Origin of the sequence: Bradyrhizobium sp. 2S1 (assembly GCF_011516625.5) — a bacterium.
In the GTDB taxonomy this organism is placed as follows: Bacteria; Pseudomonadota; Alphaproteobacteria; order Rhizobiales; family Xanthobacteraceae; genus Bradyrhizobium; species Bradyrhizobium septentrionale.
On record NZ_CP147717.1, the window covers coordinates 3,090,355 to 3,116,682 of the forward strand.

A 26,328-nucleotide genomic window follows, 5' to 3' on the forward strand; every position below is an offset into this window, starting at 1 on the left:
CGATGAACATCCTTTAATTTGTGTCCGCGCGATCTGTGGCGCCAGCTAGGGCCACCTTGTCTCATTCGATCGGGCCGCAAGCGGGCTCGGGGAGGGCCGATGATCAGCCGCAGGGCTCTTTCCGGATTGTTGATGACGCTGGTCGGCCCCTCGTCGGTTGCCGGCAATAACACGCTGGCGCTGAGTCATTGCAGGGGATCATGCGCGAATATCGATTTGCCGACGCTTGGCTACGACAAGTTCTGCCGGTCGTTCTTCGATATCGCGACAAGCGGCAAGCTGCGCGCGGTCGCAACCGGCCCGGAAATTCGACGCGAGATGCGGTCTCTTTTCCAGGGACCGCGGCTTTATCGGCCGTCGCGCGACGAGATCCGGATTCTCTGGCGCGCGCCGGCGGACGGATTCTCGGTCGTGAAGGTCGAGTTCGATCTGGAGTGCGGCGTACCGGTGCGCGGATGCCTTGGGATTCCCGACGGAGAGTTCAAGGGATTGATCCTGCTCGGCCACGGCATGGCGAGCACGCCGGAGCGCTGCTTCGATGATGCCGACAACGACTACATGAACGCGCTCGGCAAGAGCCTGTGCCGGGACGGCTATGTCGTCTGGTGTCCTTACATCGTCCAGATCGGAGACCAGGCAAGTCAGAACAACATCGCCGCGATGCTGGCATCCCATGGCGTCTCCGCGCACAACGTGTCATGCGCATCGATCGACGCCGGCGAAATCGTCTGCCGGAAGCTGACCGGAGCGTCCGGTTTGAACGTCGGCGTGTATGGGGTGTCGTGGGGCGCGTTTCTCGTGCTCCATCTGGAGGCCGCCACGGGGCGGATGCGGCCGACCGTCGTCTCCGGCTATATGCGCGACGAGAAGAAGCTTCTGATGTCGTCCGTCATCAGCAGGAATCTCGGCGTCGAACTTGCGACCTACATCCATTTCAGCAGCAGCCGCGCCAGGTACACACAGGCGCAGAGCTGGCGTACCTGATTTGCCCGTGTCCGCTGTTCGTCGAGATTGGCAGCCGCGACAGCGCCAACACGGTGGAACTGGGGCGGGATGAGAAGTTCGCGGAAATGCAGTCGGTCTACGCATCATCTGATCACCCGCATGCGATCGAGATGGCCATCTTCGACGGCGTGCACGAGGCCAGCGGCGAGCGCGCGCGGCCATGGCTGTACCAACATCTGGAGTCGCCCGCTTCTCAAGAGACGTCCCGTTTGAAGAACGCCATCGCGTTGTGAGCGGAATGGGCGACGCCTCGCTCTTCAATTCGCCGTCGAACATGCGCAAGCATTGGGCAACTGTCCGCAGTAATCGTCTGCCGGCACCAGTGCGCGACCTGGCCGTACCGAGGTAGCACCGCCTCATCACGTTGACGGGAGCGTACGGTGCACCGGGCCTGTCGGTGTGGCCGTGATCGCCGTGTCATTGCAGCGTCGCGGCGCTTTCTCACAGTGGCGTGTCGTCCGGATCCCCGCAACGGGGCGATCCGGTTCCAGGATTGTCGGATTGGGCGCGTTATGATCTCCTGCAATGCACCTTGCCCATCCTGACCTTCTCGGTCTGAGGGAACTCGACGTCTGGTAGAGCTTGTTGGTAGCCGAAGGGTTGGACAGCATGAGTGGTCCGGAACGAATGCTCGGGGGATTGGCAGGGCTTCTGGTATCGGCGGGATTGGCGGTTATCGGAATTTCGGCGGTGCATGCTCAGGCGGGCCCACCCGGGCCTCCTGCCGTCGGCGTGTTCGAGGCGGTGAAGCGGCCGATCACCGAAACCAATGAATTTCTGGGACGCATCGAGGCCCCCAACCGCGTCAACGTGGTGGCACGTGTGACCGCCTTCCTGGAGAAGCGGAACTTCGTCGAAGGCTCCGAAGTCAAGGCTGGCGACCTGCTGTATCAACTCGAGCGTGGCCCGTTCGAGGCCGACCTTGCATCGAAGAAGGCGCAGGTCGCCCAACTGCAGGCGACCCTGGTCAACGCCAAGCTGACTACCGATCGCGCCAAGTCCCTGCTCGGCGGACCGGCCGGCCAGCAATCGAGCGTCGATGCGGCGGTCGCCAACCAGCAAAGCCTCGAGGCGCAGGTGCAGGCCGCGCAGGCCCAGGTCGACCTGTCCCAGATCAATCTCGACTACACCGAGATCCACTCGCCGATCGACGGCAGGATCGGGCGCACCGCGGTCACCGAGGGCAATGTCGTGACGCCGAATTCGGGAACGCTGACGACCATCGTCAGCCAGGACCCGATGTATGTCACCTTTCCCGTGCCGGTGCGCGAGGCGCTCGATCTGCGCGACCGCTACGCGACCCGCGGCGGCTTCAAGGCCGTTATCATCCGCGTGCGTCTGACAAACGGCCGGCTCTACGACCAGGTTGGCGAGCTGAATTTCGTCAACAACACGATCGTGCAGAACACCGACACTATCTCGTTGCGCGGCACCATTCCCAACCTGTCGACGTACACATCCGTCGCAGCCGGCGGTGCGGTCCGTGAGCTCACCGACAATGAGTTCGTGACCGTGCTGCTGGAAGGCGTGCAGCCGGTCGAGGTGCTGGCGATCCCGCGCTCGGCGGTGTTGTCGGATCAGCAGGGCGAATATGTCTACGTCGTCGGCGCCGACAACAAGGCCGAGCAAAAGCGGATCCAGCTTGGGCAATCGACCTCGACGATTGCGGCGGTGACGAGCGGCATCGCGCTCGGCGACAAGGTCATAGTCGAGGGATTGCAGAAGGTCAGGCCGGGCGAGGTGGTCGCGCCGGGGCCCGCCAGCGCGCTGATCCAGTCGAGCATGAAGGTCTCGGCGGACGGCGGCGCCAGCAGCCCGCCGAAATCGACGGGCAACAACCCATGATTTCCGCTGTCTTCGTCGATCGTCCGCGGCTTGCGATCGTCATCGCGTTCGTGATCACGATCGCCGGCGTGCTGGCGATGATGCAGATCCCGGTCGCCCAGTTTCCAGACATCGTGCCGCCGCAGGTGACGGTCTCGGCCGTGTTCCCCGGCGCTTCGGCCGAGGTCGTCGAATCCAGCGTTGCCCAGCCGCTGGAAGCGCAGGTCGTCGGCGTCGACAAGATGCTCTACATGAAGTCGACCAGCGGCAATGACGGCAGCTACACGCTGACGGTCTCGTTCGCGCTCGGCACCGACCCTGACATCAACACTGTCAACGTCAACAACCGGGTGCAGAGCGCGCTCGCGCAATTGCCGACCGAGGTGCAGGCGCAGGGCCTGACCGTGCAGAAGAAATCCTCTGCGGTGCTGCAGTTCATCGTGCTGTACAGCAAGAGCGGCGAGCAGGACCCGCTGTTCATCACCAACTACGCCATCATCAACGTGCTGGACGCGATCTCGCGCACGCCCGGCGTCGGCCAGGCGTCGCTGTTTGCCAAGCTGAACTATTCGATGCGGATCTGGTTCGACACCCAACGCCTGACCAGCCTCAATCTGGCGCCGTCCGACGTGATCGCCGCGATCCGCGCCCAAAGCGTGCAGGCGCCGGTCGGCCGCATCGGCGCGCGCCCGATCTCGAACGATCAGCAGTTCCAGTTCAACGTGCAGACCCAGGGCCGCCTGACCACCTCGACGCAGTTCGGCAACATCGTGCTGCGGGCCAATCCGGACGGATCGGTGCTGCGGATCAAGGACGTCGCCCGGGTCGAGATCGGCGCGCAGAACATGGACTCGGAATCGCGGATCGACGGCAATCCCGGCGTGCCGATGGGGATCTATCTCGCGCCCGGGGCCAACGCCGTGACCACGGCCAAGGCCGTGCAGGCCACGCTTGCGCGGCTGTCGGAGCGGTTTCCGCCAGGGCTGAGCTATCTCGTGCAGTACGACTCCACGACCTTCGTCTCCGATACGATCAAGGAGGTGATCAAGACGCTCGGCGAGGCCTTTGTGCTCGTCGTGATCGTGGTGTTCCTGTTCCTCGGCAATCTACGCGCCACGGTGATCCCGGCGGTTGCGGTGCCGGTCAGCCTGATCGGCGCCTTCGCGGTGCTGCTGGCGCTCGGCTATTCCGCCAACACGGTCTCGCTGCTGGCGATGGTGCTTGCGATCGGCATCGTGGTCGATGACGCCATCGTCGTGGTCGAGAACGTCGAGCGCGTGATGGAGGAGGAGCCGGAGCTGTCGCCGGCCGACGCCACCAAGAAAGCGATGACGCAGATCACCGCGCCGATCATCGCGATCTCGCTGGTGCTGCTCTCGGTGTTCGTGCCGATTGCGTTCATTCCCGGCATATCCGGCACGCTGTTCCGCCAGTTCGCGGTGACGATCAGTGCGGCGATGGTGATCTCGGCGCTGAACGCGCTGACGCTGTCGCCGGCGCTGTGCGCGGTGTTCCTGCGCCATGGCGGGCCGCGCCGCGGCATCATGGGACGGGTGCTCGGCGGCATCGACTGGGTGCGCGACCGCTACGCCGGTGTGGTGCAACGGCTGGTCCGCGTCGCCGTGCTGTCGCTGGTCGCGGTGCTGGTGTTTGCCGCCGCGGTGTTCGGCGTATCGAAGATCACGCCGACCGGCTTCCTGCCCGAAGAAGACCAGGGCGCGTTCTTCATCGCGGTGCAATTGCCTGACGGTGCCTCGGTGGCGCGGACCAGCGAGGTCACCAAGCAGGTCGAGGCGCTGTTGAAGAAGAACCCGGCGATCGACCACGTGCTGTCGATCATCGGCTTCTCGCTGCTCGACGGCGGCAACGAGCCCAATTCCGCCTTCATGGTGGCGCGCATGAAACCGTTCGAGGATCGCAAGGCGGTCACCGATTCGGTGCAGGCCGCGATCCGGCAGACCTTCATCGCGGGATCGCAGATCCGTTCGGCCTCGGTGCTGCCGTTTAACCTGCCGCCGATCATCGGGCTCTCGACCTCCGGCGGCTTCGAATATCAGCTTGAGGCGCTCGAGGGGCAGGACCCGGCCGCGCTCGGCAGCGTGATGGGCGGGCTCATCGCCGCGGCGAACCGCGATCCGCGGCTGACCCGCGTGTTCTCGACCTTCACCGCGACCAACCCATCGATTTTCCTCGATATCGATCGTGCCAAGGCGCAGGCGCTCGGCCTCAACATGGCCGACGTGTTCACCGCGCTGCAGGCCACGCTCGGCGGCATCTACGTCAACAATTTCAATCTGTTTGGCCGCACCTGGCAGGTCAATGTGCAGGGCGATGCGGCCAACCGCGCCGACATCCCCGACATCTGGCAGATCTATGTGCGCAACAGCGGCGGCGAGATGGTGCCGATCCGCTCGATTGCAAGCTTGCGGATCGTCACCGGCCCGCAGGTGATCACGCGCTACAACAATTATCGATCGGTCACCGTGAATGGCGGACCGGCGGCGGGCGTGTCGTCGGGCACCGCGATCGCGGCGATGGCCGACCTCTCGAAGACGACGCTGCCGGCGGGCTATTCCTACGAATGGACCGGCACCGCCTATCAGGAGCAGGCGGCCTCCGGGCAGACCGGCATCATCCTCGCGCTCGCGGTGCTGTTTGCCTATCTGTTCCTGGTGGCGCTGTATGAGAGCTGGACGATCCCGATCCCCGTGCTGCTGTCGGTCACCGTCGGCGTGCTGGGCTCCTATCTCGGCATCAAGCTCGCGGGCCTCAATCTCGATCTCTATGGCCAGATCGGCCTCGTGGTGCTGATCGCGCTCGCCGCCAAGAACGGCATTCTGATCGTCGAATTCGCCAAGGAGCAGCGCGAGGCCGGCAGGCCGATCGCGGAGGCTGCGATGATGGGGGCGCAAATGCGCTTCCGCGCGGTCATGATGACCTCGATCGCCTTCATCCTCGGCCTGGTGCCGCTGGTGGTCGCAACCGGCGCCGCGGAAATCAGCCGCCGTGCGGTCGGCACCGCGGTGTTCGGCGGCATGCTCGCCGCGAGCTCGATCGGCATCTTCCTGGTGCCGATGCTCTACGTCACCATCCAGGGCTGGCGCGAGGCTGCCAAGAACCGCTTCGGGCGTAGGGGCAAGACGGAACAACCCGGGGCGCATTAGATCCAACCTAATCCCATCGCGCATTAGCGGCGCTGATAGGGCGGGGCTATACTGCCTGCCTCATTGATGGAGTTCTGGATTGAGCGTTGCCTTCACCAAGGAAGAAAGTGCCGAGACCGCGTCTGAGACGCTGTTGCCGGACCGTCCGATTTCGCCGCATCCCAATCTGGTGACCGAGGCAGGACGGAAGGCGCTGGAACGTCAGCTCCAGGAGGCACGCGAGGCCTACGAGACCGCGCAGCAGCTGGACGACGTCAACGAACGGCGACGACAGTCGGCGGTCCCGTTGCGCGACACGCGCTATCTCACGGAACGTCTCCGCACCGCGCAGGTGGTCCCCACTCCCGCTTCGACCGAAACCGTCGCGTTCGGAAGCACCGTGACCTTCAGCCGCGCCGACGGGCGGGTGCAGACCTATCGCATTGTCGGCGAGGACGAAGCCGATCCGAAGGCAGGCTCGATTTCCTTTGTCGCGCCAGTGGCGAGATCGCTGATGGGGAAAGCCGTGGGGGACGTCGTCGGGGCAGGCGATCAGGAATTGGAGATCGTGGCGATCGCCTAGCCGCCTCGCGACCCGCAAGCGATTGCAAATCCCAGATCACGCCGCCGGCAACGCAAGACGCTCGATCGTCTGGATATGGCGTGCGAGCAGGCTGCAGGCTTGCTCGATGTTGCGCGCACGCACGGCCTGCAGGATCATGCGATGATCCTGGCTGGGTCGCGGCCGCCAGCCGGCGTTGCGCGCCATCGCGAACACCAGCCGCGAATTTGCCAGCTGCAACCCGTCGAGGCTGGCGAGCAGCCGCGGCATCGCGCACGGCGCCACCAGCGCGTGATGAAAGGCGCGATTGGCCATCTCGAAATCCTGAACCGTCTCGGCGTTGTCGCCTTCGATGAGCGCGAGTTCGATCCGCGCCAAATGCGCCGATGTGAACCTCGGGGCGGCATTGCGCAGCGCGACCACTTCGAGCGCGGCGCGCATCTCGGCGATCTCCTTCACCGATTTGGTGTCGAGCGGAGCAACCCGTACGCCGCGACGCGGCACGGCGACGACAAGGTGCTGCGCCTCCAATTGCCTGAAGGCCTCGCGCACCGGGACGTGGCTGGAATGGAATTCCCGCGCGACATGATCCTGCCGGAGCGGGGCGTCGGGCAGCAATTCGCCGCTGATGATGCGTTCGCCGATCGCGCCGGCGATGCGCCCGGCGGTGGTCGTGTTCTCTGCTTCGCTGACCATAGATTATCTATCGCAAAAACGGATGCGCATCCGCTCGACGTCGGCTAGCATCATTCTAAATCAACGATCATAGATAATAACTCAGTTTATCTATGATCCATCGCAAACGAGAAGGCAAGCCCGATGGTTGATGTGGTGGAAATCGAACGGACCGACAGAAGCAGCAGCGCCCCGCTGCGCAAAAGCTGGGAGCGCGCCGAGGCCGAAGCGCTCTACAATTTGCCGTTCGCCGACCTGATGTTTCAGGCGCAAGGCGTTCACCGCGCCAACTTCAATCCGAACCACGTCGAAACCGCGAGCCTGCTCAGCATCAAGACCGGCGGCTGTCCGGAAGATTGCGGCTACTGCTCGCAGAGCGCGCATTACGACACCGGCCTGAAGGCGACCCGCCTGATGCCGCGGGATGAGGTGGTCGCCGTCGCGCAGCGCGCCAAGGACGCCGGCGCAAGCCGCTTCTGCATGGCCGCGGCCTGGCGCAGTCCCAAGGACCGCGATCTCGATCAGGTCTGCGACATGGTCAGCGCGGTGAAGGGGCTGGGCATGGAGACCTGCGTCACGCTCGGCATGCTGACGCCTGATCAGGCCGAACGCCTCTCCGAGGCCGGGCTCGATTTCTACAACCACAATGTCGATACCTCGCCGGAGTTCTACGACAAGATCATCACCACCCGCACCTTGCAGGACCGCATCGATACGCTAGCGCATGTGCGCGACGCCGGCATCAAGGTCTGCTGCGGCGGCATTATCGGCATGGGCGAGCAGGTTGAAGACCGGCTCGGCATGCTGATGCTGCTCGCCAATCTCCCCAGCCATCCGGAGAGCGTGCCGATCAATCTGTGGAACGAGGTCAAGGGCGTCCCGGTCAACGACACCGCGGAGCGGCCTGATCCGATCGCGCTGGTGCGGCTGGTCGCCACCGCGCGGATCATGATGCCGAACAGCGTGGTCCGGTTGTCGGCCGGGCGGCAATACATGACCGATGAGCTGCAGGCCATGTGCTTCCTCGCCGGCGCCAATTCGATCTTCATCGGCGATGTGCTGCTGACCACCAAGAACCCGCAGCGCGATCGCGATGCCGATCTGCTGGACCGGCTCGGCATCACGTCCCGTCTCGCCTGACCGCCATCTCCGGTGGGCGCGCAACGCTGGTGCGCGCAATCCACAATCTTCCTGTGAGTGAAGCATGAGCGCAATCCATGCGGCCAAGGTCGCTGATTACGCCGCGGCCTTGCATGCCCTGAGCAAGGACGATCGGCTGCGCGGCCTCAAGCCGCGCGCGGGCATCGATTTCGTATCGAACGACTACCTGGCGCTGGCGAGCGCGCCGCGAATCAAGCAGGCGGTTGCGGCCGCGCTCGAGGCCGGCACGCCGATCGGCGCCGGCGGCTCGCGGCTGCTGCGCGGCAATTGCGAGGAGCACGAACGGTTAGAGGCCGAGGCCGCCAGGTTCTTCCGCGCCGAGACCGCGCTGTTCTTTGGCGGCGGCTACGTCGCCAATTTCGCCGTGTTGACCACGCTGCCGCAACGCGGCGACCTGCTGGTGCTCGATTCCCTCGTGCATGCCAGCATCCATGAAGGCGCGCGGGCCGGCCGGGCCGAATTCCGGTTCAGTGAACACAATGATCCCGGGTCGGTCGAAGACACCATTCGCAGCTGGCGCGCCCAGGGCGGGACCGGCCGGGTCTGGATCGTGGTCGAAAGCGTCTACAGCATGGACGGCGATGTCGCGCCGCTCGACGACCTCGTCGCCATCGCCGATCGGCTCGACGCATTCCTGATGGTCGACGAGGCGCATGGCACGGGAGTCTTTGGCGCGCAGGGACGCGGGCTGACGGCGCCCTATGAGGGGCGCGACAATCTCGTGATCGTTCATACCTGCGGCAAGGCGCTGGGTGCCGCCGGCGCGCTGGTCACCGCGTCAGCTGTGCTGCGCGACTTCATGGTCAATCGCTGCCGCCCGTTCATCTTCGCCACCGCGCCGTCGCCGCTTGTGGCCGTCGCCGTGCGCGAGGCGCTTCTGATCCTGCAGGAGGAGCCCGAGCATCAGCAGCGCCTCGCAAAATTGGTCGCGTTCACGCATCGCGAACTCGATCTGCGCGGTTGGCAAAGTCCGTCGCGCTCGCAGATCGTGCCCTATATCGTCGGCGACAATGCGCGCGCGATGCAACTCGCGTCAGCATTGCAGGCGCGTGGTTTCGACATCCGCGGCATCCGGCCGCCGACCGTGCCGGCGGGAACCGCGCGGTTGCGCATTGCACTGACCCTCAATGTCGACGAGGGCGACGTGCGCGCACTGCTCGATGCGCTGGGCGAGGAGACGAAGGGCTGGTCGCGATGACCAGCCGGATCGTGGTGACCGGCACCGACACCGGGATCGGAAAGACGATCTTCTCCGCAGGCCTCGCCGGCTTCCTCGGCGCGAACTACTGGAAGCCGGTGCAGTCCGGCCTTGAAGAAGAGACCGATGCGCAACTGGTGGCACGGCTCGGCGGTCTCGCGCCCGATCGCATCGTGCCCGAGCGCTATCGGCTGCGAACGCCGGCGTCGCCGCATCAGTCTGCCGCGATCGACGGCGTGCGCATCGATCCGGCTGCGCTCGATGTGCCCGCGACCTGTGACCGGCCGCTGGTGATCGAGGGCGCGGGCGGGCTGATGGTGCCGCTGAATGACGACACGCTCTATATCGATATCTTCGAGCACTGGCGGCTTCCGGTGGTGCTGTGCGCCCGCACCGCGCTCGGCACCATCAATCACTCGCTGCTGTCGATCGAGGCGCTGCGCAAGCGCAGGATCGATCTTCTCGGCGTCGCCTTCATCGGCGACAGCAATCCGGAGAGCGAGCGGGCGATTTGCGAGATCGGGCAGGTCCGCCGGTTGGGCCGGTTGCCCTGGCTTGCGCCGCTTGCGGCAGACACGCTGCAAGCAGCGTTCAAGGCGTCGTTCCGCCGCGACGATTTCAATCCATGATGTCCTCTCGAAAGTCGCCGATCTGGCACCCCTTCACCCAGCACGCGCTCCACGGCTCGATGACCAGGATCGTGCGCGGCGAGGGCGCCTATCTCTACACCGCGGATGACCGCCGGATCATCGATGCGATCGCATCCTGGTGGGTCGTGACCCACGGCCACTGCCATCCGCATATCGTGCGCGCGATCCAGAGCCAGGCGGAGCAGCTCAACCAGATCATCTTTGCCGGCCATACCCACGATCCGGCCGAAGCGGTTGCCGCGCAGCTCCTGAAGCTTGCGCCTGATGGGTTAGACTATGTGTTCTTCTCAGACTCTGGCTCGACCAGCGTCGAAGTGGCGCTGAAAATGGCGCTCGGCTATTGGCACAATATCGGCGTGCCGCGCACCCGCATCGTCGTCATGCAGCACTCCTATCATGGCGACACCGTGGGCACGATGTCGGTCGGCGCCCGCGGCGTGTTCAATGCGGCCTACGAACCGCTGCTGTTCGACGTTGCCTCGATCCCGTTTCCTGCCGCCGGTCATGAACAGGCGACACTCGATGCGCTCGAAGCTGCATGCAGCAACAAAAACGTGGCTGCGTTCATTGTCGAGCCGCTGATTCTGGGCGCCGGCGGGATGCTGATGTATCCCGCCTCGGTGCTGAAGGAAATGAAGCGCATCTGCGAAACCGTTGGCGTGCTCTTCATCGCCGACGAGGTGATGACCGGCTGGGGCCGGACCGGCACCTTGTTCGCGTGCGAGCAGGCCGATGTCACGCCGGATATCGCCTGTTATTCAAAGGGCCTCACCGGCGGATCGCTGCCGCTCGCGGTGACGCTTTGCCGTGCCGACATCTACGATGCGCATTATTCCAGCGATCGCTCGCGGATGTTCTTCCATTCCAGTTCCTACACCGCGAACCCGGTTGCCTGCGCCGCGGCAAAAGCGAATCTTGATCTTTGGCAACGCGGCGCCCACGAGCACGTCGCCTCGGTCGCCGCGATGCAGGAAGGCCTGATCGCACCCTTCCGCGCCGATCCGCGCTTCGAAAACGTCCGCCGCACCGGCACCATCACCGCACTCGACCTCAAGGCAAACGATGCGGGTTATCTCGCAGGCATCGGCCCAAAACTTCAGGCCTTCTTCGAGCGGCGAAACCTGCTGCTGCGACCGCTCGGCAACACGATCTACGTGATGCCGCCCTATTGCGTCACCGAGGCGGATCTCAATGAGATCTACGCCGGCATCGGGGCTGCGGCTGACGAGTTGGCCTGACGCGTCTTGCGTCTGCAGTCGCCAACATCAGTGAGATCGCCGCGCACTATCGCGCGTCAACTTCATCACTGCGCCAAATAGTCGAATTTTCGATTTGAATTGGACGACCACCCCCTGCGCGTCATCAATCGATGATTGGAGCATCCGGCTCCCGAAAGGCCGGGCAGGGAGGTTTGGCATGGCGCGATCCGCCGACATCGACATCAACGCGGGCGCACGCCTCGACAGGCTGCCGATCTGTGGATTCCACTGGCGCATCCTCGCCCTGATCGGCGCCGGCATGTTCCTCGATGCATTCGACATCTATCTGGCCGGCGGCGTGCTCGGGGCGGTGCTCAAGGAAGGCTGGTCGACGCTCGAGTTCAACGCCGCCTTCGTCTCCGCGACCTTCGTCGGGATGACGATCGGCGCATGGTTCTCTGGCATTCTTGGCGACCGCTTCGGTCGCCGCTTCTCCTACCAGATGAACCTGGCGATCTTCGGTCTCGCGTCGATCGCGGCCGCCTTCGCACCCAGCATGATCGTCCTGATCGGCCTGCGTTTCGTCATCGGCATCGGGCTCGGCGCGGAAATCGTGGTTGGCTATGCGACCTTGACGGAGTTCGTGCCGGCCTCGTCACGTGGACGCTGGATCGGGCTGCTGGCCGTGATCACCAACTTCTCGCTGTTCGCGTCGTCGATGATCGGCCTGTGGGTGATCCCGACGCTTGGATGGCGCTACATGTTCGGCCTCGTCGGCGTCCTCGCGATGATCGTCTGGGTCCTGCGCAAGTCGATGCCGGAATCGCCGCGCTGGCTCGCCGCCAACGGCCGCGCCGATGAAGCCGAGAAAATTCTCGCGGCAATCGAGGCGGAGGCCGCGCGCAAGGGCGCGCTCGCTCCGGTCGCCGCCGGCGCGACGGAGCAGCAGCCTCCCGGCCCGGTGTGGCGCCTGTTCCAGCCGCCATATCTCAGCCGGACGCTGCTCGGCAGCCTGTTGCACATCGTCGTCGGCTTCAGCCTCTATGGGTTCATCGGCTGGCTGCCGACCTTCATGGTCAAGGGCGGTCACAGCGTGGTCTCCTCGCTGGGCTACACCACGGTGATGGCGCTCGGTGGGCCGGTCGGGTCGCTGATCGGCCTCGTGCTGGCGGACCGGCTCGGGCGCCGGCTGTCGATCGTCTGCTCGTCGATTGCGGCAGCGGCGCTCGGTATCGCCTATCCCACCATGCCGGACGGCGTTGCGCTCGCGGGCGTCGGCTTCCTGCTCATCACCGCGATCTACGTCATGCTGGCGACCGGGTTTGCGATGCACGTCCCGGAGCTGTTCCCGACGCGCTATCGGCTGCGCGGCACGGCGATCTGCGCCACGTCCGGACGCATCGCAACCGCGCTGGTTCAATACGTCGTGGTCGCGATCTTCGCCTGGCAAGGCTTGACCGGCGTGCTGACGACGTTGGCCGGCATCCTCGTCTTCCAGGCCGTGGTCTTCCTTATGTTCGGTTTCGAAACCAAGGGACGATCGTTGGAGGATGCGTCAGCGATCGCGGACGCTGACGCAGGAAGTCAGCCGTCGATCGCGCGGAGACCGGCGGACATCAGCGCCTAACCTAGATCGGAGCAGGCCGCCCTGAGCCGGCCGCGGAGCCAGCCATTCGCATTGCTCTGGTCGTATCTGCGATGCCAGTACAACATCCAGTCGAATGGCGCGGACTCGAACGGCAGGTCCTCCATTCGCAGTTCATCGTCCATCAGCACGGCGGCGAGGTGCCGCGGCATCACCGCGAGCAGGTCAGTCTTCTTCAGGACGTGGGGTACGACCAGCCAATGCGGTACGTTCAGGGCGATACGTCTTCGATGGCCGCGTTCGGCGAGCACATCGTCGACGAAACGCAGATCAGTCGGACTCATCGAAACCTTCATGTGCTCCTGCGCGATGAAGCGCTCGAAGGTCAACCGCCCGCGCTTGATCTCGTGACCGCGCCGCATCAGACAGACCATGCGGTCGCGCAGCAGCGTCTCCGAACGGATCGATGCGGAGTGCTCGAGACCCATGCTGACCGCGACGTCGATCTCGTCGCGCTCGAGCGCATCGATCGTCAGGGCAGGCGACAGATGGATCGTGTTGTAGGAGATCCGCGCCTCCGGCGGCCGCGCCGCGGCGAGTCTCGGCAGCAGCAGGCACGCGAGAATATCCGACATCCTGATCGTGAAGGTGCGTTCGGTCCGGTGTGGGTCGAAGCCGGCATCGCTCGCCATCACGCGCTCGACCTGGCGAAGCACCTGGCGCAAGGGCTCCGCCAATTCGGTCGCGCGCGGCGTGGGCTGCATCCCGGTCGTCGTCCGCACCAGCAGTTCGTCCTCGAACATCGCGCGCAACCGGTTGAGCGCGTTGCTCATCGCCGGTTGACTGAGGCCGACACGATCGGCCGCCTTGGTGACGTGACGCTCGGTCAGCAGCGCGTCCAACGCGACGAGCAGGTTGAGGTCGATGGATCGAAGGTTCATGCGTCATTCATATCGTGAATAGTGAGAGATCACAAATCCATTTCATCCATGATGATCCCGCGCGTATCAGTGGGTCTGAACCAAGGAGGCATCCATGAGCTTTGAGACAATCAAGCGCGACGTGAAGATCTGCATCTTCGATCAGTACGGCACGGTCGTCGACATGCAGGGCGGCCTGACCAGGATCGCGGCGCCGTTCCTTGAGAAGAAGGGTTGGAAAGGCGATCCGAATTCCTTCGTCACGTGGTGGCGCCGCACCCATTTCGAGAATTCGATGATCGATGCGCTGCTGCATCGCGAGCACACGCCCTATCGGGAGATCGGGCACCGCGCGGTGTCCCACGTCATGGACCGCGCCGGAATCGACTACACGATGGACGATGTGCGCTACCTCGTCGGTGAGATCGAGAAGCTGGTGCCGTTTCCCGAGGTGCCGGAAGCGCTCGCGCGGCTGCAAGCCAAATACAAGCTGGTGGTGCTCTCGAACGGCGATCCGGACATGCTCGAAACCGCAAAGCGGTATCACAAGGTCCCGTTCGACCGCGTGATCTCGGTGTCTGAGGCCAATTCGTTCAAGCCGCATGTCGCGACCTACACCAAGGCGGCCGAGATCATGGGTGTGAAGCCCGAGCAGGTGCTGTTCGTCGCCAATCATGCCTTCGACTGCATCGGCGCCAAGTCCGCCGGCATGCTGACGGCCTTCATCGACCGGCGCAGCCGTCCGTTCGGCATCACGCCGCACCAGCCCGACATCCTGGTGCCGACGATGAAGGACCTCGCCGATGCGATCGTCTGATCGCGAGCCGCTGTCGGGCATCAGGGTCCTCGACCTCTGCCGGGTGGTCTCCGGACCCTTCGCCACGATGCAGCTGGGCGATCTCGGTGCCGACATCGTCAAGATCGAGGATCCCAGGCAAGGCGACGAAAGCCGCCGCTACGGGCCGCCCTTCGTCGGCGGCGAGAGTGCGTACTTCCTGTCAGTGAACCGCAACAAGCGAAGTTGCGCCATCGATCTGAAGTCGCCGGCAGGGCGTGACGCGGTGCTCGATCTTGCTTCCGTCGCCGATGTCGTCATCGAGAATTTTCGCCCGGGCACGCTCGACAAATGGGGGCTCGGCTTTGATGCGCTGCGCGCCCGCAAGCCCGACATCACCCTGTGCAGCATCTCGGGGTTCGGCCGCACCGGTGCCGACGCCGGACGTCCCGGCTACGATCTGATCCTGCAGGGCGAATCCGGCGTGATGGACATCACCGGCGATCCGGACGGACCGCCGACCAAGGTCGGCACCTCGATCGCCGATCTCGTCACCGGCCTGTACGCCTCGCATTCGGTGCTAGCCGCCCTGATGCGGAAGAGCCGCACCGGCGAGGGCGGCCGCGTCGACGTCTCGATGCTCGACGCCATGGCGTCGCTGCTGACGTTCAACGCCGGCATGTACTTCGCATCAGGGCAAAGCCCCAAACGCCGCGGCAATGTCCATCCGACCATCAGCCCGTACGAACCGTTCGAAACCAGCGACGGCTGGATCAATGTCGGGGTCGCCAACGACAAGTTCTGGACGGCGTTTTGCGGCGTCATCGGCCGTCCGGACCTCATCGAAGACGTCAGCTTCGCAACCGCCCCAAAACGCGCGGCAAGCCGGAACGAGCTCGTCGCGATCCTCTCGCCGATCTTCGCCCGCAGGACCCGCGCCGATTGGCTGCAGGCGCTGGGCGCGGCCGGCATTCCGTGCGGCGCGATCAAGTCGGTCGGCGAAGTCTGCGAGACGCCGCAACTCACGCAGCGGGGAATGGTCCAGACCGTCAGCCATCCGGCCGCCGGGGACGTGAGGTTCATCGCCAGGCCGACCCGGTTCGGCGACGAACCGCCGGCGCCTTCCACGCCGCCGCCGATGCTCGGCGAACACACGAGTGAGGTGCTTGCGGAATGGCTCGGCTGGACCGACGATCGGCTCGAGAGATTCGCGGCCGAAGGTGCGTTCGGAGAGTTTGGACGGAACTTCGTGCGACCGCCCAAGAGAGCGTCGTGAGAGCATCGCCATGAGAGATATCGCCGAGCAGATGTTGCGTCGCGCCATCGAGGATGAGCGGCAGGAATTCGGGTCGTTCTTCCTGTCCCGCTTGTTCGGACTTGATATCGCCTACCAGGGCGAGACCTGCATCGTGTCCTTCGACGTCGAGAGGCCGCTGTTCAACCCGCAAGGGACGCTGCACGGCGGGGTTCTCGCGACGGCGCTCGACATCTCGATGGGGCATCTCGTCAACCACGTCGCGGGCCCCGGTACCACGCTGGAGATGAAGGTGCAGTATCTCGGCGCTGTCCGCGAAGGGCGCGTGACCTGCCATGCGAGCTTCCTGAAGAAGGGCCGCAAGACCTTCTTCCTGCAGTCCCAGGCCTCCACCGCGGCCGGCGAGCCGATCGCGCATGCCACATCGACCTGGCAGCTGCTGAGCCGAAGCTGAAAGGCTTCCGTTGGCTCGCATCGGCCAGCTATCTGCCGCGGCCGCTCGGCAATACGATCTACGTGATGCCGCCCTAATGCGTCAGCGAGGCGGATCTCAATGAGATCTACACCGGCATCAGGGATGCGGCCGATGCGTTGGCTTGACGGTGCGTTTCGCACGCGTTGCTGGCCAAATCACCGATTTGAACGGCGCGCCGCTCAGAACAAAATATCGAATACATCATTGAAATTGCGATACTATTATCGTACGGACGATGCAGTTGCGGCGCTGCGCTGGCCGCGAAGTTTTGTCCGGCGCTGATGTGAAATCATGCAATCTCCTGCTAGATTTGCCGCAAACCAGTCTGCTTCGCAGGTCCAGCCCCTTCTGGAGACAAGTGGAGCGTGGGACGGGACGCATGGGTCACCATCCGCGTTCGCTCATTGTTGAAGGGCCATTCGCAACCGATGTCCGATCGCCAGCCCATCGTCAGCGATCCCGCGACCATCCGCGCACGCGCCATGGAAACGCTGTTTGAGCGCCTGGATGATCTCTGCGAAGGCGCCATCGCGATCGATCGCGACGGGCGCGTCGTTTACGTCAATGAAAAATATCTTCACTCGCTTCGCCTTGGACACGTCTCCGAGGCGATCGGACGCCCCATCGAGGAGATCATCCCGAACAGTCTGATGCGCCGCGTGGCCGACACCGGCGAGCCGATCCTTCTGGATATCATGGAACTCGGCGGCGAGCAGCTTGTGGTGACGCGCATGCCGATCGAGGACGAGAACAGGAACGTCATCGGCGCGATCGGCTTCGTGCTGTCAGACCGTCTCGACAATTTGAAGCCGCTGATCGCGCGGATGGGTCAACTCGAAAGCGACCTCAGGCTGGCGAAACGGCAATTGTCGCAACCGCGCAGCGCGCGGTTTACCTTCGATGATTATGTCGGCAAGACGGAGCGCATCGGGCGCGCCAAGGAACTCGCCCGCCGGGCGGCGCGCCAGAATGTTACGGTTCTGCTAACCGGAGAAACCGGAACCGGCAAGGAGCTGCTGGCGCAGGCCATCCACAACGCTTCGGCGCGCGCCGAAAGACCCTTCGTCAGCGTCAATGTCGCCGCTATCCCGGATACGCTGATCGAGTCCGAGTTCTTCGGGACAGTGCCGGGGGCCTATACCGGCGCCGACCGCAAAGGTCGGGACGGCAAGTTCAGGAGCGCCGATAGCGGCACGCTGTTCCTCGATGAAATCGGTGAAATGCCGCTGCAACTGCAGAGCAAGCTGCTGCGGGTGTTGCAACAGCGGGAAATCGAGCCGGTTGGGTCCGACAAGGTCACGAAAGTCGACGTCCGCGTCATCGCTGCGACCAACGTCGACCTCCTGAAGCGCGTCAACGAAGGCACTTTCCGGGCCGACCTGTTCTACCGCCTCAACGTGCTGACGATCGCGCTGCCGCCGTTGCGCGATTGCGCCGGCGATCTTCCGGACATCTGCGCAAGGCTGTTGGACGACATCGTCCGGTCCGGTGACTACCTCAACGCCAAGATCACGCCGTCGGGCCTCGCCGCGCTCGCCTGCTATGACTGGCCTGGAAACGTCCGTGAGCTGCGCAACGTGCTGGAGCGCGCGCTCATTCTCAGTGACTCGGGCCGCCTCGCCGGGGATGACTTCGCCCGCATCCTGTCCGTCGGCGCCGAGGGGAAGGGCGTCGCAGCGCAGGCGGCGGGCGCAGTCGTGCCTTATGCCCAGGCCGAGGCTGCATTCGAGAAACGGACGCTTGAAGGCGCGCTCGCGGCCGCCAACGGGCAAATTGCGGAAGCGGCCCGGATGCTGCGTATTTCGCGGGCGACGTTCTACAAGAAGCTCGCCAAGTTCGGACTGGCCGCATCGGACTCTTCGCCTGTCTGACGATCGAGACTGAAACTGTCGCGAGTCTCGGAAAGTTGACAGGCAACTCCCAGCCCTGACCTCCCGGCCGCCGGCCGAATTGCCGGAATTTCAAGCATTTTTCACCATCGCGAGGCATCTGGCCTGGAGCTTGCTCTGCTCCCGGATGACGCATCTCGAATGCGCAAGAAGAGTCCGAAAAGAACAACACCCCGGGAGAGAAACAGATGAGCTTTCTGGTCGCAGTGGCCGCGCTCGTTTTCCTGATGTTCGTCGCCTATCGCGGCTTCAGCGTCATCCTGTTCGCGCCGGTCGCAGCAATGGGCGCGGTGCTGCTGACCGACCCCGGCGCGGTGCCGGCCGCCTTCACCGGTCTCTTCATGGACAAGATGGTCGGCTTCGCGAAGCTGTATTTCCCGGTGTTCCTGCTGGGCGCGGTGTTCGGCAAGGTGATCGAGCTCTCCGGCTTCTCCAAATCGATCGTGGCGGCGGTGATCGGCCTCGTCGGCAGCCAGCGCGCGATGCTGGCGATCGTGCTGGTCTGCGCGGTGCTCACCTATGGCGGGGTCTCCCTGTTCGTCGTGGTGTTCGCCGCCTATCCGTTCGCTGCCGAGATGTTCCGGGCCGGCAACATCCCAAAGCGTCTGATTCCCGGCACGATCGCGCTCGGCGCCTTTTCATTCACGATGGATTCGCTGCCGTTCAGCCCGCAGATCCAGAACATCATTCCGACCACCTATTTCAAGACCACCAACGGCGCGGCGCCGATCCTCGGCACAATCGGTGCGATCTTCATCTTCATCTTCGTGTTCGGCCTGCTCTATCTCGAATGGCGCCGACGCCAGGCGGTGGCTGCCGGCGAGGGCTATGGTGAGGGGCACAGCAACGAGCCGCCACCGGTCGATACCAAGGAACTGGCGCCGGCGTTGGTTGCCTTTCTGCCGCTGATCGTGGTGTTCGCGGTCAACCTGCTGCTCGGTGGCTTTCCCGGCGTGTTCGGCGGCCTGATCGAGCGTGTCTACGGCGCGAGGTACGATCTGACGCTCGCGCTCGACCATTCGATTACGACGCCGATCGCCAGCATCAAGGCGATTTGGGCGGTAGAGGGCGCACTGATTGCGGGCATTCTCACCGTGTTCGCATTCCCGTTTCCAAAATTGAGAAAGACCTTCGCCGAGGGTAGCAAGGCCGCGGTCGGCGGCGCGCTGCTGGCGGCGATGACGAATATGGCTTCGGCGGCGTGATCGCGGCGCTTCCCGGCTTCATCGTCATCAAGGATGCGCTGAAGACGATCCCCAATCCGCTCGTCAACGAAGCCATCACCGTCACCTCGCTCGCCGGCATCACCGGTTCGGTCTCGGGCGGCATGTCGATTGCGCTCGCCGCGATGGCAAAGGATTTCATCGCCATGGCGGAGGCGGCGCACATCCCGCCCGAGGTGCTTCACCGCGTCGCGTCGATGGCGAGCGGCGGCATGGACACATTGCCGCACAACGGCGCCGTCATTACCCTGCTTGCGGTGACCGGGCTGACGCACCAGCAGTCCTACAAGGACATCTTTGCGGTGACCTGCCTGAAGACGCTGGCGGTGTTCTTCGTGATCGCGGTCTATTACGTCACCGGGTTGGTCTAGAGCCGGTTCTGATTGAATCGGAACGGGGCTCCAGGATCTAACGATTAATCGGGAGGAATGACGTGAGCCAGCATCCGGCCCTGTCCTATCTGCGCACGACGGAGAAGGGCAAGATCGTCACGGCCGCCGAAGCGGTGCGCTTGATCCGCGATGGCGACACGGTCGCGACCGGCGGCTTCGTCGGCATCGGCTTTGCCGAAGAGATCGCCCTCGCGCTGGAGGAGCTCTATCTCGCCAACGAAACCGACGCTCCCTACGCGCAGGGCAAGCCTCGCAATCTCACGCTGGTCTATGCGGCGGGACAGGGAGACGGCAAGCACCGCGGCCTCAACCATTTCGCACACGAGGGCCTGGTCAGGCGCGTGATCGGCGGCCACTGGGGGCTTGCGCCCAAATTGCAGCAGCTTGCGATCGCAAATCAGATCGAGGCCTATAATCTGCCGCAGGGTGTCATCACACATCTGTTCCGCGACATCGCCGCGCGGCGTCCCGGCCACATCTCGCGCGTCGGCATCGGCACCTTCGTCGATCCGCGCCAGGGCGGTGGCAAGCTCAACGCCCGCACCATCGAGGAGTTGGTCGAGCTGGTCACGCTCGGTGGCGAGGAGTGCCTGTTTTACAAGACCTTTCCCATCGACGTCGGGATTATCCGTGCCACCACCGGCGACGCCGACGGAAATCTCACGATGGAGAAGGAGGCGTTGACGCTGGAAGCGCTGGCGATCGCCATGGCGGCGCATAATTCCGGCGGCATTGTCATCGCTCAGGTCGAGCGCGTCGCAGAAAGCGGCAGCCTCAATCCGCGCCAGGTGAAAATCCCCGGTGTCCTCGTCGACTGCGTCGTGGTGGCCAAACCGGAAAACCACTAGCAGACCTTTGGCACGCATTACAACCCGGCCTATAGCGGCGAGATCAGGCTGCACGCCGGCTCGCTGCCGCCGATGCCGATGAGCGAGCGCAAGATCATCGCGCGCCGGGCCGCGTTCGAGCTCAAGGCCAACAGTGTCGTCAATCTCGGCATCGGCATGCCCGAAGGCATCGCCTCGGTTGCCAATGAGGAGCGGGTGATCGACCTGATCACGCTGACGGCCGAGCCCGGCGTGATCGGCGGCGTGCCGGCGAGCGGGATCGATTTCGGTGCCGCCGTCAACACGCAGGCGGTGATCGACCAGCCCTATCAGTTCGATTTCTATGACGGCGGCGGTCTCGACGCCGCGTTCCTGGGTCTCGCCCAGGTCGATCGCGCCGGCGATCTCAATGTCAGCAAGTTTGGTCCCAAGCTCGCCGGTGCGGGCGGCTTCATCAACATCAGCCAGAACGCCAAGAAGGTGATTTTCGTCGGCACGTTTGGCGCGGGGCGCCAGCGCATTGGCGTGACCGACGGCAGGCTGGTCATCGCCGAGGAAGCCAAAGCCCGCAAATTCGTCGAGACAGTCGAGCATGTCACCTTCAGCGGCGCCTTCGCCGCCAAGCGCGGGCAGACCGTGCACTATGTCACCGAGCGCTGCGTGCTGGCGCTGACCGAAGGGGGGCTCGAGCTGATCGAGGTGGCGCCCGGCATCGATATCGAGCGCGACATCCTCCGCCTGATGGATTTCAGGCCGCTGATCCCGCGCGATCCGCCGTTGATGGACGCGCGGATCTTCCGGGACGGCCCAATGGATCTGCGCAGCTATCTGCTGACGATTCCGCTCGATCGGCGCTTCACCCTGGACCAGCAGCAGAACCTGTTCTTCGTCAACCTGGAACGCTTCGCGCTGCGCAGCAGGAGTGACATCGATGCGATCGCGCACGCCGTCGAAGCCAGGCTCGGCCGCCTCGATCGCCGCGTCTATGCGATCGTCAATTACGACAACTTCTCGATTGTTCCCGAATTGCTCGACGAATATTCGGCGATGGTGCAAGGCTTGACCGACCGTTTTTATTCCGGCGTCTCCCGTTACACCACGTCGGGCTTCCTGCGCATCAAGCTCGGCGAAGCGCTGGAAAGGCGCGGCGTCGCCGCGCACATCTTCGAAAGCGCGGAAGACGCGCGCTCGGATTGGCGCAATGTCGAAGCTGGCGGCACTCCGCAGCCGGACCGAAACGGCCGCACGGCGGTGTAGGCGGCCAAACCCTGGCGGCGCAATCACTCCATCGCCGGACGCCCGGGATTCGCATCGCCGGAAGGGGCAGCGCCCCGGAGGCTTGCCGCCGGGCAGATCGCGCGCGCGCTGGGAATGTAGAGCCACCCTATCGACTCTACAGTTTTATTCCTTCCATCGACTTTCTCAATTTATCGGCCGACTGTTTGGCGAGAGCGCCGCCCTGCACGCTGACCCACGTCTCGGGCCATGCCTTCTTAATTCTCGAGATCGTGTGCCCGCCCAGTTTCGGGGGCGGGACCGAGCCGCTGCTGTCGATCACTAACTTACCCACGAAAACGTCATCGTTGCTGTGTGCGCAATTCGAGAGGCCGATGCAGTGGACGAGCTCGTGCACCAGGATGTGGAGACGCATGGCCTGCCCAGCGTCAACCCTGCCGACTTTCGGAGTTGCGGGCACCCGCAGCTTCACTGAATCCATCGAAGGGCCGCTGCGTGAGTCGATGATGGTCTGCACGGCGCTGCCGTGGAGGCCGGAACCCGGATAGGTCTCGGCAACGATCGGGCTGCCAGCCGCCCTGTCAGCCTTCTTAAAGGCGAGATAGACGCCATTCTGCTTGAGAAGGTCGTTGATCGTCGTGATCGCTGTATCGAGATCATTCACCCAGACACTCGGGGTGAAACTCGCCCCGGGGAATACCTTTAGCTCGCCGGTGCGCCGGACCCGATCGGGCCAAGGAGTGATCTCCGGTTCCGTACACGCCACGACGAGGCTCCTGCAAAAGGTCGGGGACTGCCTAAGTCTATGTCTCGCCGTTGTTCGACACGGTTCAAACCGGTGGCGGTACACCCCCCAGCGGCGCCGCAATTTGGTGAGTTCGCGCGACGGGAAACTGTGTCGTGCTCGCAACGTGGCATGAGTTCCGGTTGTGGATAAGCATCTCCGGACTCCACGGCGTTGCGAATTCGCGGCGCAAATGGTGGCGGACCTTCGGCGGCGTTTTCGTTTCCAAGACGTTCATTTGAGATGAGGTCCAAGAGGCCGCTGTCCAGCGCCAGCGGCCTCTTCATTAACATACATTGATTGCAATCAGATCGTCCGACGCCAGGCAGCGTCAATCGTACTGCATTAGGTCACAGAGACAAAAATGATTGAAGGACTCAAACCATATGTGGCATTCGGAGTCGATCCTGCCGGGGTCGCACGCGCAACGTACGAACTTCGTTGCAGCAACGACGAAGAGGCGAGGCGGCAAGCCGAGGATTATCTCGACGCGCACGAGTTCATCGAGTTGTGGATTGACTACAAACGGATCGCTCGTCTGAAGCGCAGCAGGTCCCGAGGCACCAGCCAATAAATTCCGACTGTCATCGCATCAACTCGAACGACTCGAGGACATCTGCGTCCGCATGCGCTGTGATGAGTTTCGCTTCAGCACACGCTTTGGAGTCAACGGCCCAGTGATCTTAAGCGCCCCCGTGGTTTTTACGGGCTGAGCATTAACGCTGTTAGCACTGCATGGGAGCCTAGCCCTTGTCAGGAAGCGGCTCGGCCGCTTAATTCGTGCGATTGCACTACGTTAATCATTTTGCAGAGTTGTTCTTAGTGAAAGCCATCGAGCAAATCGTCGCCGGCTTCGTGTCGTTGAAGGATCGTCAGGCGCTGGAGAAGCTCAAACATCATCGGCGGCAGCTGTTGGATGATGTTCAAACGCACGACGTCCCCGGCTTCGGACCGTCTGTCGTGAGCGATATCCTCCGCGGGGAAGTCGAGATCATCGAAGCAGCATTGGCACGCTTCGATGAGAATCGAGCATTGTCATGAGCGAAAACCGCGAGGAGATCGAGACCTTGAGGTTAATCAGAGCGTTCTCGAAGATTAGAGATCCCCAAAGACGAAAGCTCATCATTGAATTCACCGAGGCCGCGGTGCCTGAGGTTGGCACTGTTGCAGAAGGCAATCCGAGCGATCTCGAGCCTGGCGGTGGGCGACTTCGTTGATGGGCCTCAACGCATATCCAATGTAGCCGTAGCCCATTTACGTCATACACTCTGTGCCAATGGGCCTGATCCAAATGGACTACATGGCCGCACCGCGGCCCGCGGCGTGCGAGGCATCGGTGCGCTGTATGAGAAAAATATGATCTCTTCAGCGTATCACCGAGTAATGATTGCTGGGCTTGGCAGGGGCCTACGTGGGGCAATGGTAGTAGCGCGCCGCAGCAAGTGCGGATCTTGGTAGATCAAATTCGGGAAAGCCGTAACTTCACGAGTGGAGGCTGGCCGCTCAGCCTCCTAGTACCCAGAATCAGAGCTGAGTGATACGGCGGCCTTTGAAACGGCGTTGACGGACCTTTTTCTTGGTCCAGACGAAGGGCTCGGCTCTGTCGTTGTATGCGTTGACGTAGGCATCGATGTGCTCCTGAAGCTGCGTGAGGCTTGTGAAGGAGGTGCCGCTGAGCGACTGCCCCTGCAAGATCGAAAACCATACCTCGACCTGATTGAGCCAAGACGCACTTGTCGGCGTGAAATGAAATTGCACGTTGGGGTGGGCCTTGAGCCAATGCTCGTTCTTCTTGTGGGTGTTGAGGTTGTCGAGGATGACGTGAAGCTTCCGGTTCGGAAAAGCCGCGGTGACGCTGTTCATGAAGTCGAGAAACTCGACGCGGCGTCGGCGTTTTGAATGCGCCGCGATGATCTTTCCGGTGGCGACTTCGAGCGCCGCAAACAATGTTGTGGTGCCATGCCGCTTGTAATCGTGGCTCTGGCCGGTCAAGGCGCGGCCATTGGGCAACTTCAGATAACCCTGCGCTCGCTCCAAAGCCTGGATCGAGGGCTTCTCGTCCACGCACAGCACAATGGCCTTCGCGGGCGGGGCGACATAGAGGCCGACAACATCGGCGGCTTTGGCCGTAAAGTTCGGGTCGTTGCTCTCACACCAGGACTTACGAGCCGCGAGGTCAATCTTGTGGCTGCGCAGGAACCGCCAGACATATTGGACGTCAACATCGCCCAGCGCCCCGGCCAGCAGGGGCCCGGTCCAGCGTGCGAACCCGTCCGGCGGCGGCTTGTCCAGCAGCTTCAGAATCCGCTTGTCGGTGGCCTTCGTATAGATTGGCTGCTTGCCCGGTCGCGGCTTGTCTTGCAGCCCTTCAAGGCCTTGGTCGGCATAGCGATGCCGCCAAAGGCTGACAATCCGCGGCTGGACCCCAACTTCCTTGGCGATCGACCGAGTGCTGCGTCCATCCGCCGCCAACAGAACTATCCGCGCCCGCTTCAAATCGCGCTGCAACGTCACCGGGGAGCGGCAACACGCCTCAAGCACCTTGCGATCTTTCCTCGAAAGGTGGACTTCTCTTGCTTCGGGTATCATCCCGACCTTGAATCACGACTCACGCTTTAAGAACAGTAGGTACTAGCCCCGGCAGCCCCAGCTCACCCCTGAGTTGGGGTCGCCGCGTCCCTCAGACCCGCACCTCAAGGCGCAGGCCGAGGACCCCATTCTGAGTTGATCAAGATGGATAGCGTCGAGTACAGCCTCATAGGTTTAGCGCTGCTATCCTTCATCACCGGCGTGGGCGCTCTTCTGTTTGGATGAAGTGCTCAGCGAACCTTTTATGGGTCGCCGGTCCACATCCGTGGCTTATCGCTCTCCAAGCCGACATGCCGACGGCGGGTCCCCGAACGATCGATATTCAGCGTCGTTAATGCTAATTGCGATCAGACGAATTGCGGGTTGCCTTACGAAGGCAAATTTTGCGAGAAAATCCGCACGGGACGAACGCTACACGTCCCCAGAACTTCAGCACCAGCGCTTTCGGCGCTGGTGTTTTTTCACGCGAACAGGTCGTTCCCGGCTCGCTCCCACGCCTGCGCGGGCCCAGCGGCATCAAATTCCGAACGAGTGCCTCATCTGAGCCGCCATGCGCTGGACGGCGTAGGTGTATTTGCCTTGGGCGAACTGCTGATCCGCTATGTAAAGAACCACAAGAACGGCTATCGCCAACTACAATCCTTTCACCGAAATCCCCCACGCGGCGGTTAAGAAAAGCAGATGGCTTCGAGGCTACACACTTCCACGCAAATGGCATGGCTCAAATAGGCTACGCCAGAGAAGACCGATTGGAACTCGACTGCAGCCGATGACGTTGAGTCAGGTGGTGTTGGAGTACATTGCGATGACCAATCACCGAACTGCTCTGGTCATATTTGCGTTCGCGTTCGCGATTGCGCTTATCGCAGCGACTTTTACGACGTTCGAGAACGTCAATACGCGCGTGGCCAGCAATGAGGCGCCACCGGGTACGACCGGGTTGGCTCGGCCACATCCGCCG

General features: G+C 63.3%; 20 protein-coding genes and 2 pseudogenes. 18 read left to right on the forward strand and 4 right to left on the reverse strand.

All coding sequences use genetic code 11. The features are described from left to right. The first annotated feature begins 99 nt into the window (after positions 1-99). The 5 genes from HAP54_RS14585 to greA all read left to right on the forward strand — a co-directional run bounded on the left by HAP54_RS14585 (position 100) and on the right by greA (position 6,555). The gene (locus tag HAP54_RS14585) at positions 100-984 is read left to right on the forward strand and encodes a hypothetical protein (RefSeq protein WP_166301003.1); all 885 of its coding nucleotides are present in this window, start codon (positions 100-102) and stop codon (positions 982-984) included. An 86-nt stretch (positions 985-1,070) separates the two neighbouring features. Further along, on the forward strand, positions 1,071-1,238 hold the full coding sequence (locus HAP54_RS14590) for a hypothetical protein (protein ID WP_166301006.1): 168 nt from the start codon (positions 1,071-1,073) through the stop codon (positions 1,236-1,238). 394 nt (positions 1,239-1,632) lie between these two features. Further along, on the forward strand, positions 1,633-2,850 hold the full coding sequence (locus tag HAP54_RS14595) for an efflux RND transporter periplasmic adaptor subunit (RefSeq protein WP_414646220.1): 1,218 nt from the start codon (positions 1,633-1,635) through the stop codon (positions 2,848-2,850). Further along, the gene (locus tag HAP54_RS14600) at positions 2,847-5,993 is read left to right on the forward strand and encodes an efflux RND transporter permease subunit (protein ID WP_166301012.1); all 3,147 of its coding nucleotides are present in this window, start codon (positions 2,847-2,849) and stop codon (positions 5,991-5,993) included. Before HAP54_RS14595 ends, HAP54_RS14600 begins: the two co-directional genes overlap by 4 nt. A gap of 79 nt (positions 5,994-6,072) precedes the next feature. Beyond that, entirely contained in the window at positions 6,073-6,555 is a 483-nt protein-coding gene (gene greA / locus HAP54_RS14605) for a transcription elongation factor GreA (protein ID WP_166301015.1), read from the forward strand. 36 nt (positions 6,556-6,591) lie between these two features. Here the strand turns inward: greA and HAP54_RS14610 are convergent, their stop codons facing one another. Beyond that, positions 6,592-7,230: a GntR family transcriptional regulator gene (locus tag HAP54_RS14610; RefSeq protein WP_166301018.1), complete on the reverse strand. Its 639-nt coding sequence runs from the start codon at positions 7,228-7,230 to the stop codon at positions 6,592-6,594. A 123-nt stretch (positions 7,231-7,353) separates the two neighbouring features. On the opposite strand from HAP54_RS14610, the gene bioB reads away from it, so the two are divergent. The 5 genes from bioB to HAP54_RS14635 all read left to right on the forward strand — a co-directional run bounded on the left by bioB (position 7,354) and on the right by HAP54_RS14635 (position 13,044). Continuing rightward, positions 7,354-8,349 carry a biotin synthase BioB gene (gene bioB, locus HAP54_RS14615; RefSeq protein WP_166301021.1) on the forward strand — a complete coding sequence of 332 codons (996 nt, stop codon included), beginning with the start codon at positions 7,354-7,356 and terminating at the stop codon, positions 8,347-8,349. Between the two features lie 64 nt (positions 8,350-8,413). Beyond that, positions 8,414-9,568 carry an 8-amino-7-oxononanoate synthase gene (locus HAP54_RS14620; RefSeq protein WP_166301024.1) on the forward strand — a complete coding sequence of 385 codons (1,155 nt, stop codon included), beginning with the start codon at positions 8,414-8,416 and terminating at the stop codon, positions 9,566-9,568. Further along, the gene (gene bioD / locus HAP54_RS14625; RefSeq protein WP_166301027.1) at positions 9,565-10,197 is read left to right on the forward strand and encodes a dethiobiotin synthase; all 633 of its coding nucleotides are present in this window, start codon (positions 9,565-9,567) and stop codon (positions 10,195-10,197) included. Before HAP54_RS14620 ends, bioD begins: the two co-directional genes overlap by 4 nt. Continuing rightward, positions 10,194-11,456: an adenosylmethionine--8-amino-7-oxononanoate transaminase gene (locus tag HAP54_RS14630; protein ID WP_166301030.1), complete on the forward strand. Its 1,263-nt coding sequence runs from the start codon at positions 10,194-10,196 to the stop codon at positions 11,454-11,456. The genes bioD and HAP54_RS14630 overlap by 4 nt, the downstream gene beginning before the upstream one ends. A gap of 178 nt (positions 11,457-11,634) precedes the next feature. After that, on the forward strand, positions 11,635-13,044 hold the full coding sequence (locus HAP54_RS14635) for an MFS transporter (RefSeq protein WP_166301033.1): 1,410 nt from the start codon (positions 11,635-11,637) through the stop codon (positions 13,042-13,044). Here HAP54_RS14635 and HAP54_RS14640 read toward each other — a convergent pair. Beyond that, positions 13,041-13,943, reverse strand: a complete 903-nt coding sequence (locus HAP54_RS14640) for a LysR family transcriptional regulator (protein WP_166301036.1) — start codon at positions 13,941-13,943, stop codon at positions 13,041-13,043. The genes HAP54_RS14635 and HAP54_RS14640 overlap by 4 nt on opposite strands. Positions 13,944-14,037: 94 nt before the next feature. Between HAP54_RS14640 and HAP54_RS14645 the strand changes: the two genes are divergently transcribed. The 6 genes and pseudogenes from HAP54_RS14645 to HAP54_RS52480 all read left to right on the forward strand — a co-directional run bounded on the left by HAP54_RS14645 (position 14,038) and on the right by HAP54_RS52480 (position 22,015). Next, positions 14,038-14,739, forward strand: coding sequence for a haloacid dehalogenase type II (locus HAP54_RS14645; RefSeq protein WP_166301038.1), 702 nt, complete (start codon positions 14,038-14,040; stop codon positions 14,737-14,739). Continuing rightward, positions 14,726-15,973 (forward strand): CaiB/BaiF CoA transferase family protein, encoded by a 1,248-nt coding sequence (locus HAP54_RS14650; RefSeq protein ID WP_166301041.1) that lies wholly within the window; start codon positions 14,726-14,728, stop codon positions 15,971-15,973. The genes HAP54_RS14645 and HAP54_RS14650 overlap by 14 nt, the downstream gene beginning before the upstream one ends. Positions 15,974-15,983: 10 nt before the next feature. Next, positions 15,984-16,406 (forward strand): PaaI family thioesterase, encoded by a 423-nt coding sequence (locus HAP54_RS14655; RefSeq protein ID WP_166301044.1) that lies wholly within the window; start codon positions 15,984-15,986, stop codon positions 16,404-16,406. Positions 16,407-16,855: 449 nt separating this feature from the next. Beyond that, complete coding sequence (locus HAP54_RS14660) at positions 16,856-18,298, forward strand: sigma-54 interaction domain-containing protein (protein WP_166301047.1); 1,443 nt, start codon at positions 16,856-16,858, stop codon at positions 18,296-18,298. Between the two features lie 206 nt (positions 18,299-18,504). Continuing rightward, positions 18,505-19,910 (forward strand): annotated as a pseudogene (locus tag HAP54_RS14665) (GntP family permease). Positions 19,911-19,972: 62 nt separating this feature from the next. Then, a pseudogene (locus tag HAP54_RS52480) lies at positions 19,973-22,015 on the forward strand (acyl CoA:acetate/3-ketoacid CoA transferase). 136 nt (positions 22,016-22,151) lie between these two features. Here HAP54_RS52480 and HAP54_RS14680 read toward each other — a convergent pair. Continuing rightward, positions 22,152-22,658: a hypothetical protein gene (locus HAP54_RS14680; protein ID WP_166301050.1), complete on the reverse strand. Its 507-nt coding sequence runs from the start codon at positions 22,656-22,658 to the stop codon at positions 22,152-22,154. Between the two features lie 942 nt (positions 22,659-23,600). Between HAP54_RS14680 and HAP54_RS14685 the strand changes: the two genes are divergently transcribed. Then, complete coding sequence (locus HAP54_RS14685; RefSeq protein WP_166301053.1) at positions 23,601-23,819, forward strand: hypothetical protein; 219 nt, start codon at positions 23,601-23,603, stop codon at positions 23,817-23,819. Then, positions 23,816-23,995, forward strand: coding sequence for a hypothetical protein (locus HAP54_RS14690; RefSeq protein WP_166301056.1), 180 nt, complete (start codon positions 23,816-23,818; stop codon positions 23,993-23,995). The genes HAP54_RS14685 and HAP54_RS14690 overlap by 4 nt, the downstream gene beginning before the upstream one ends. A gap of 307 nt (positions 23,996-24,302) precedes the next feature. Here the strand turns inward: HAP54_RS14690 and HAP54_RS14695 are convergent, their stop codons facing one another. Continuing rightward, on the reverse strand, positions 24,303-25,367 hold the full coding sequence (locus HAP54_RS14695; protein WP_166204319.1) for an IS630 family transposase: 1,065 nt from the start codon (positions 25,365-25,367) through the stop codon (positions 24,303-24,305). Positions 25,368-26,328: the final 961 nt, after the last annotated feature.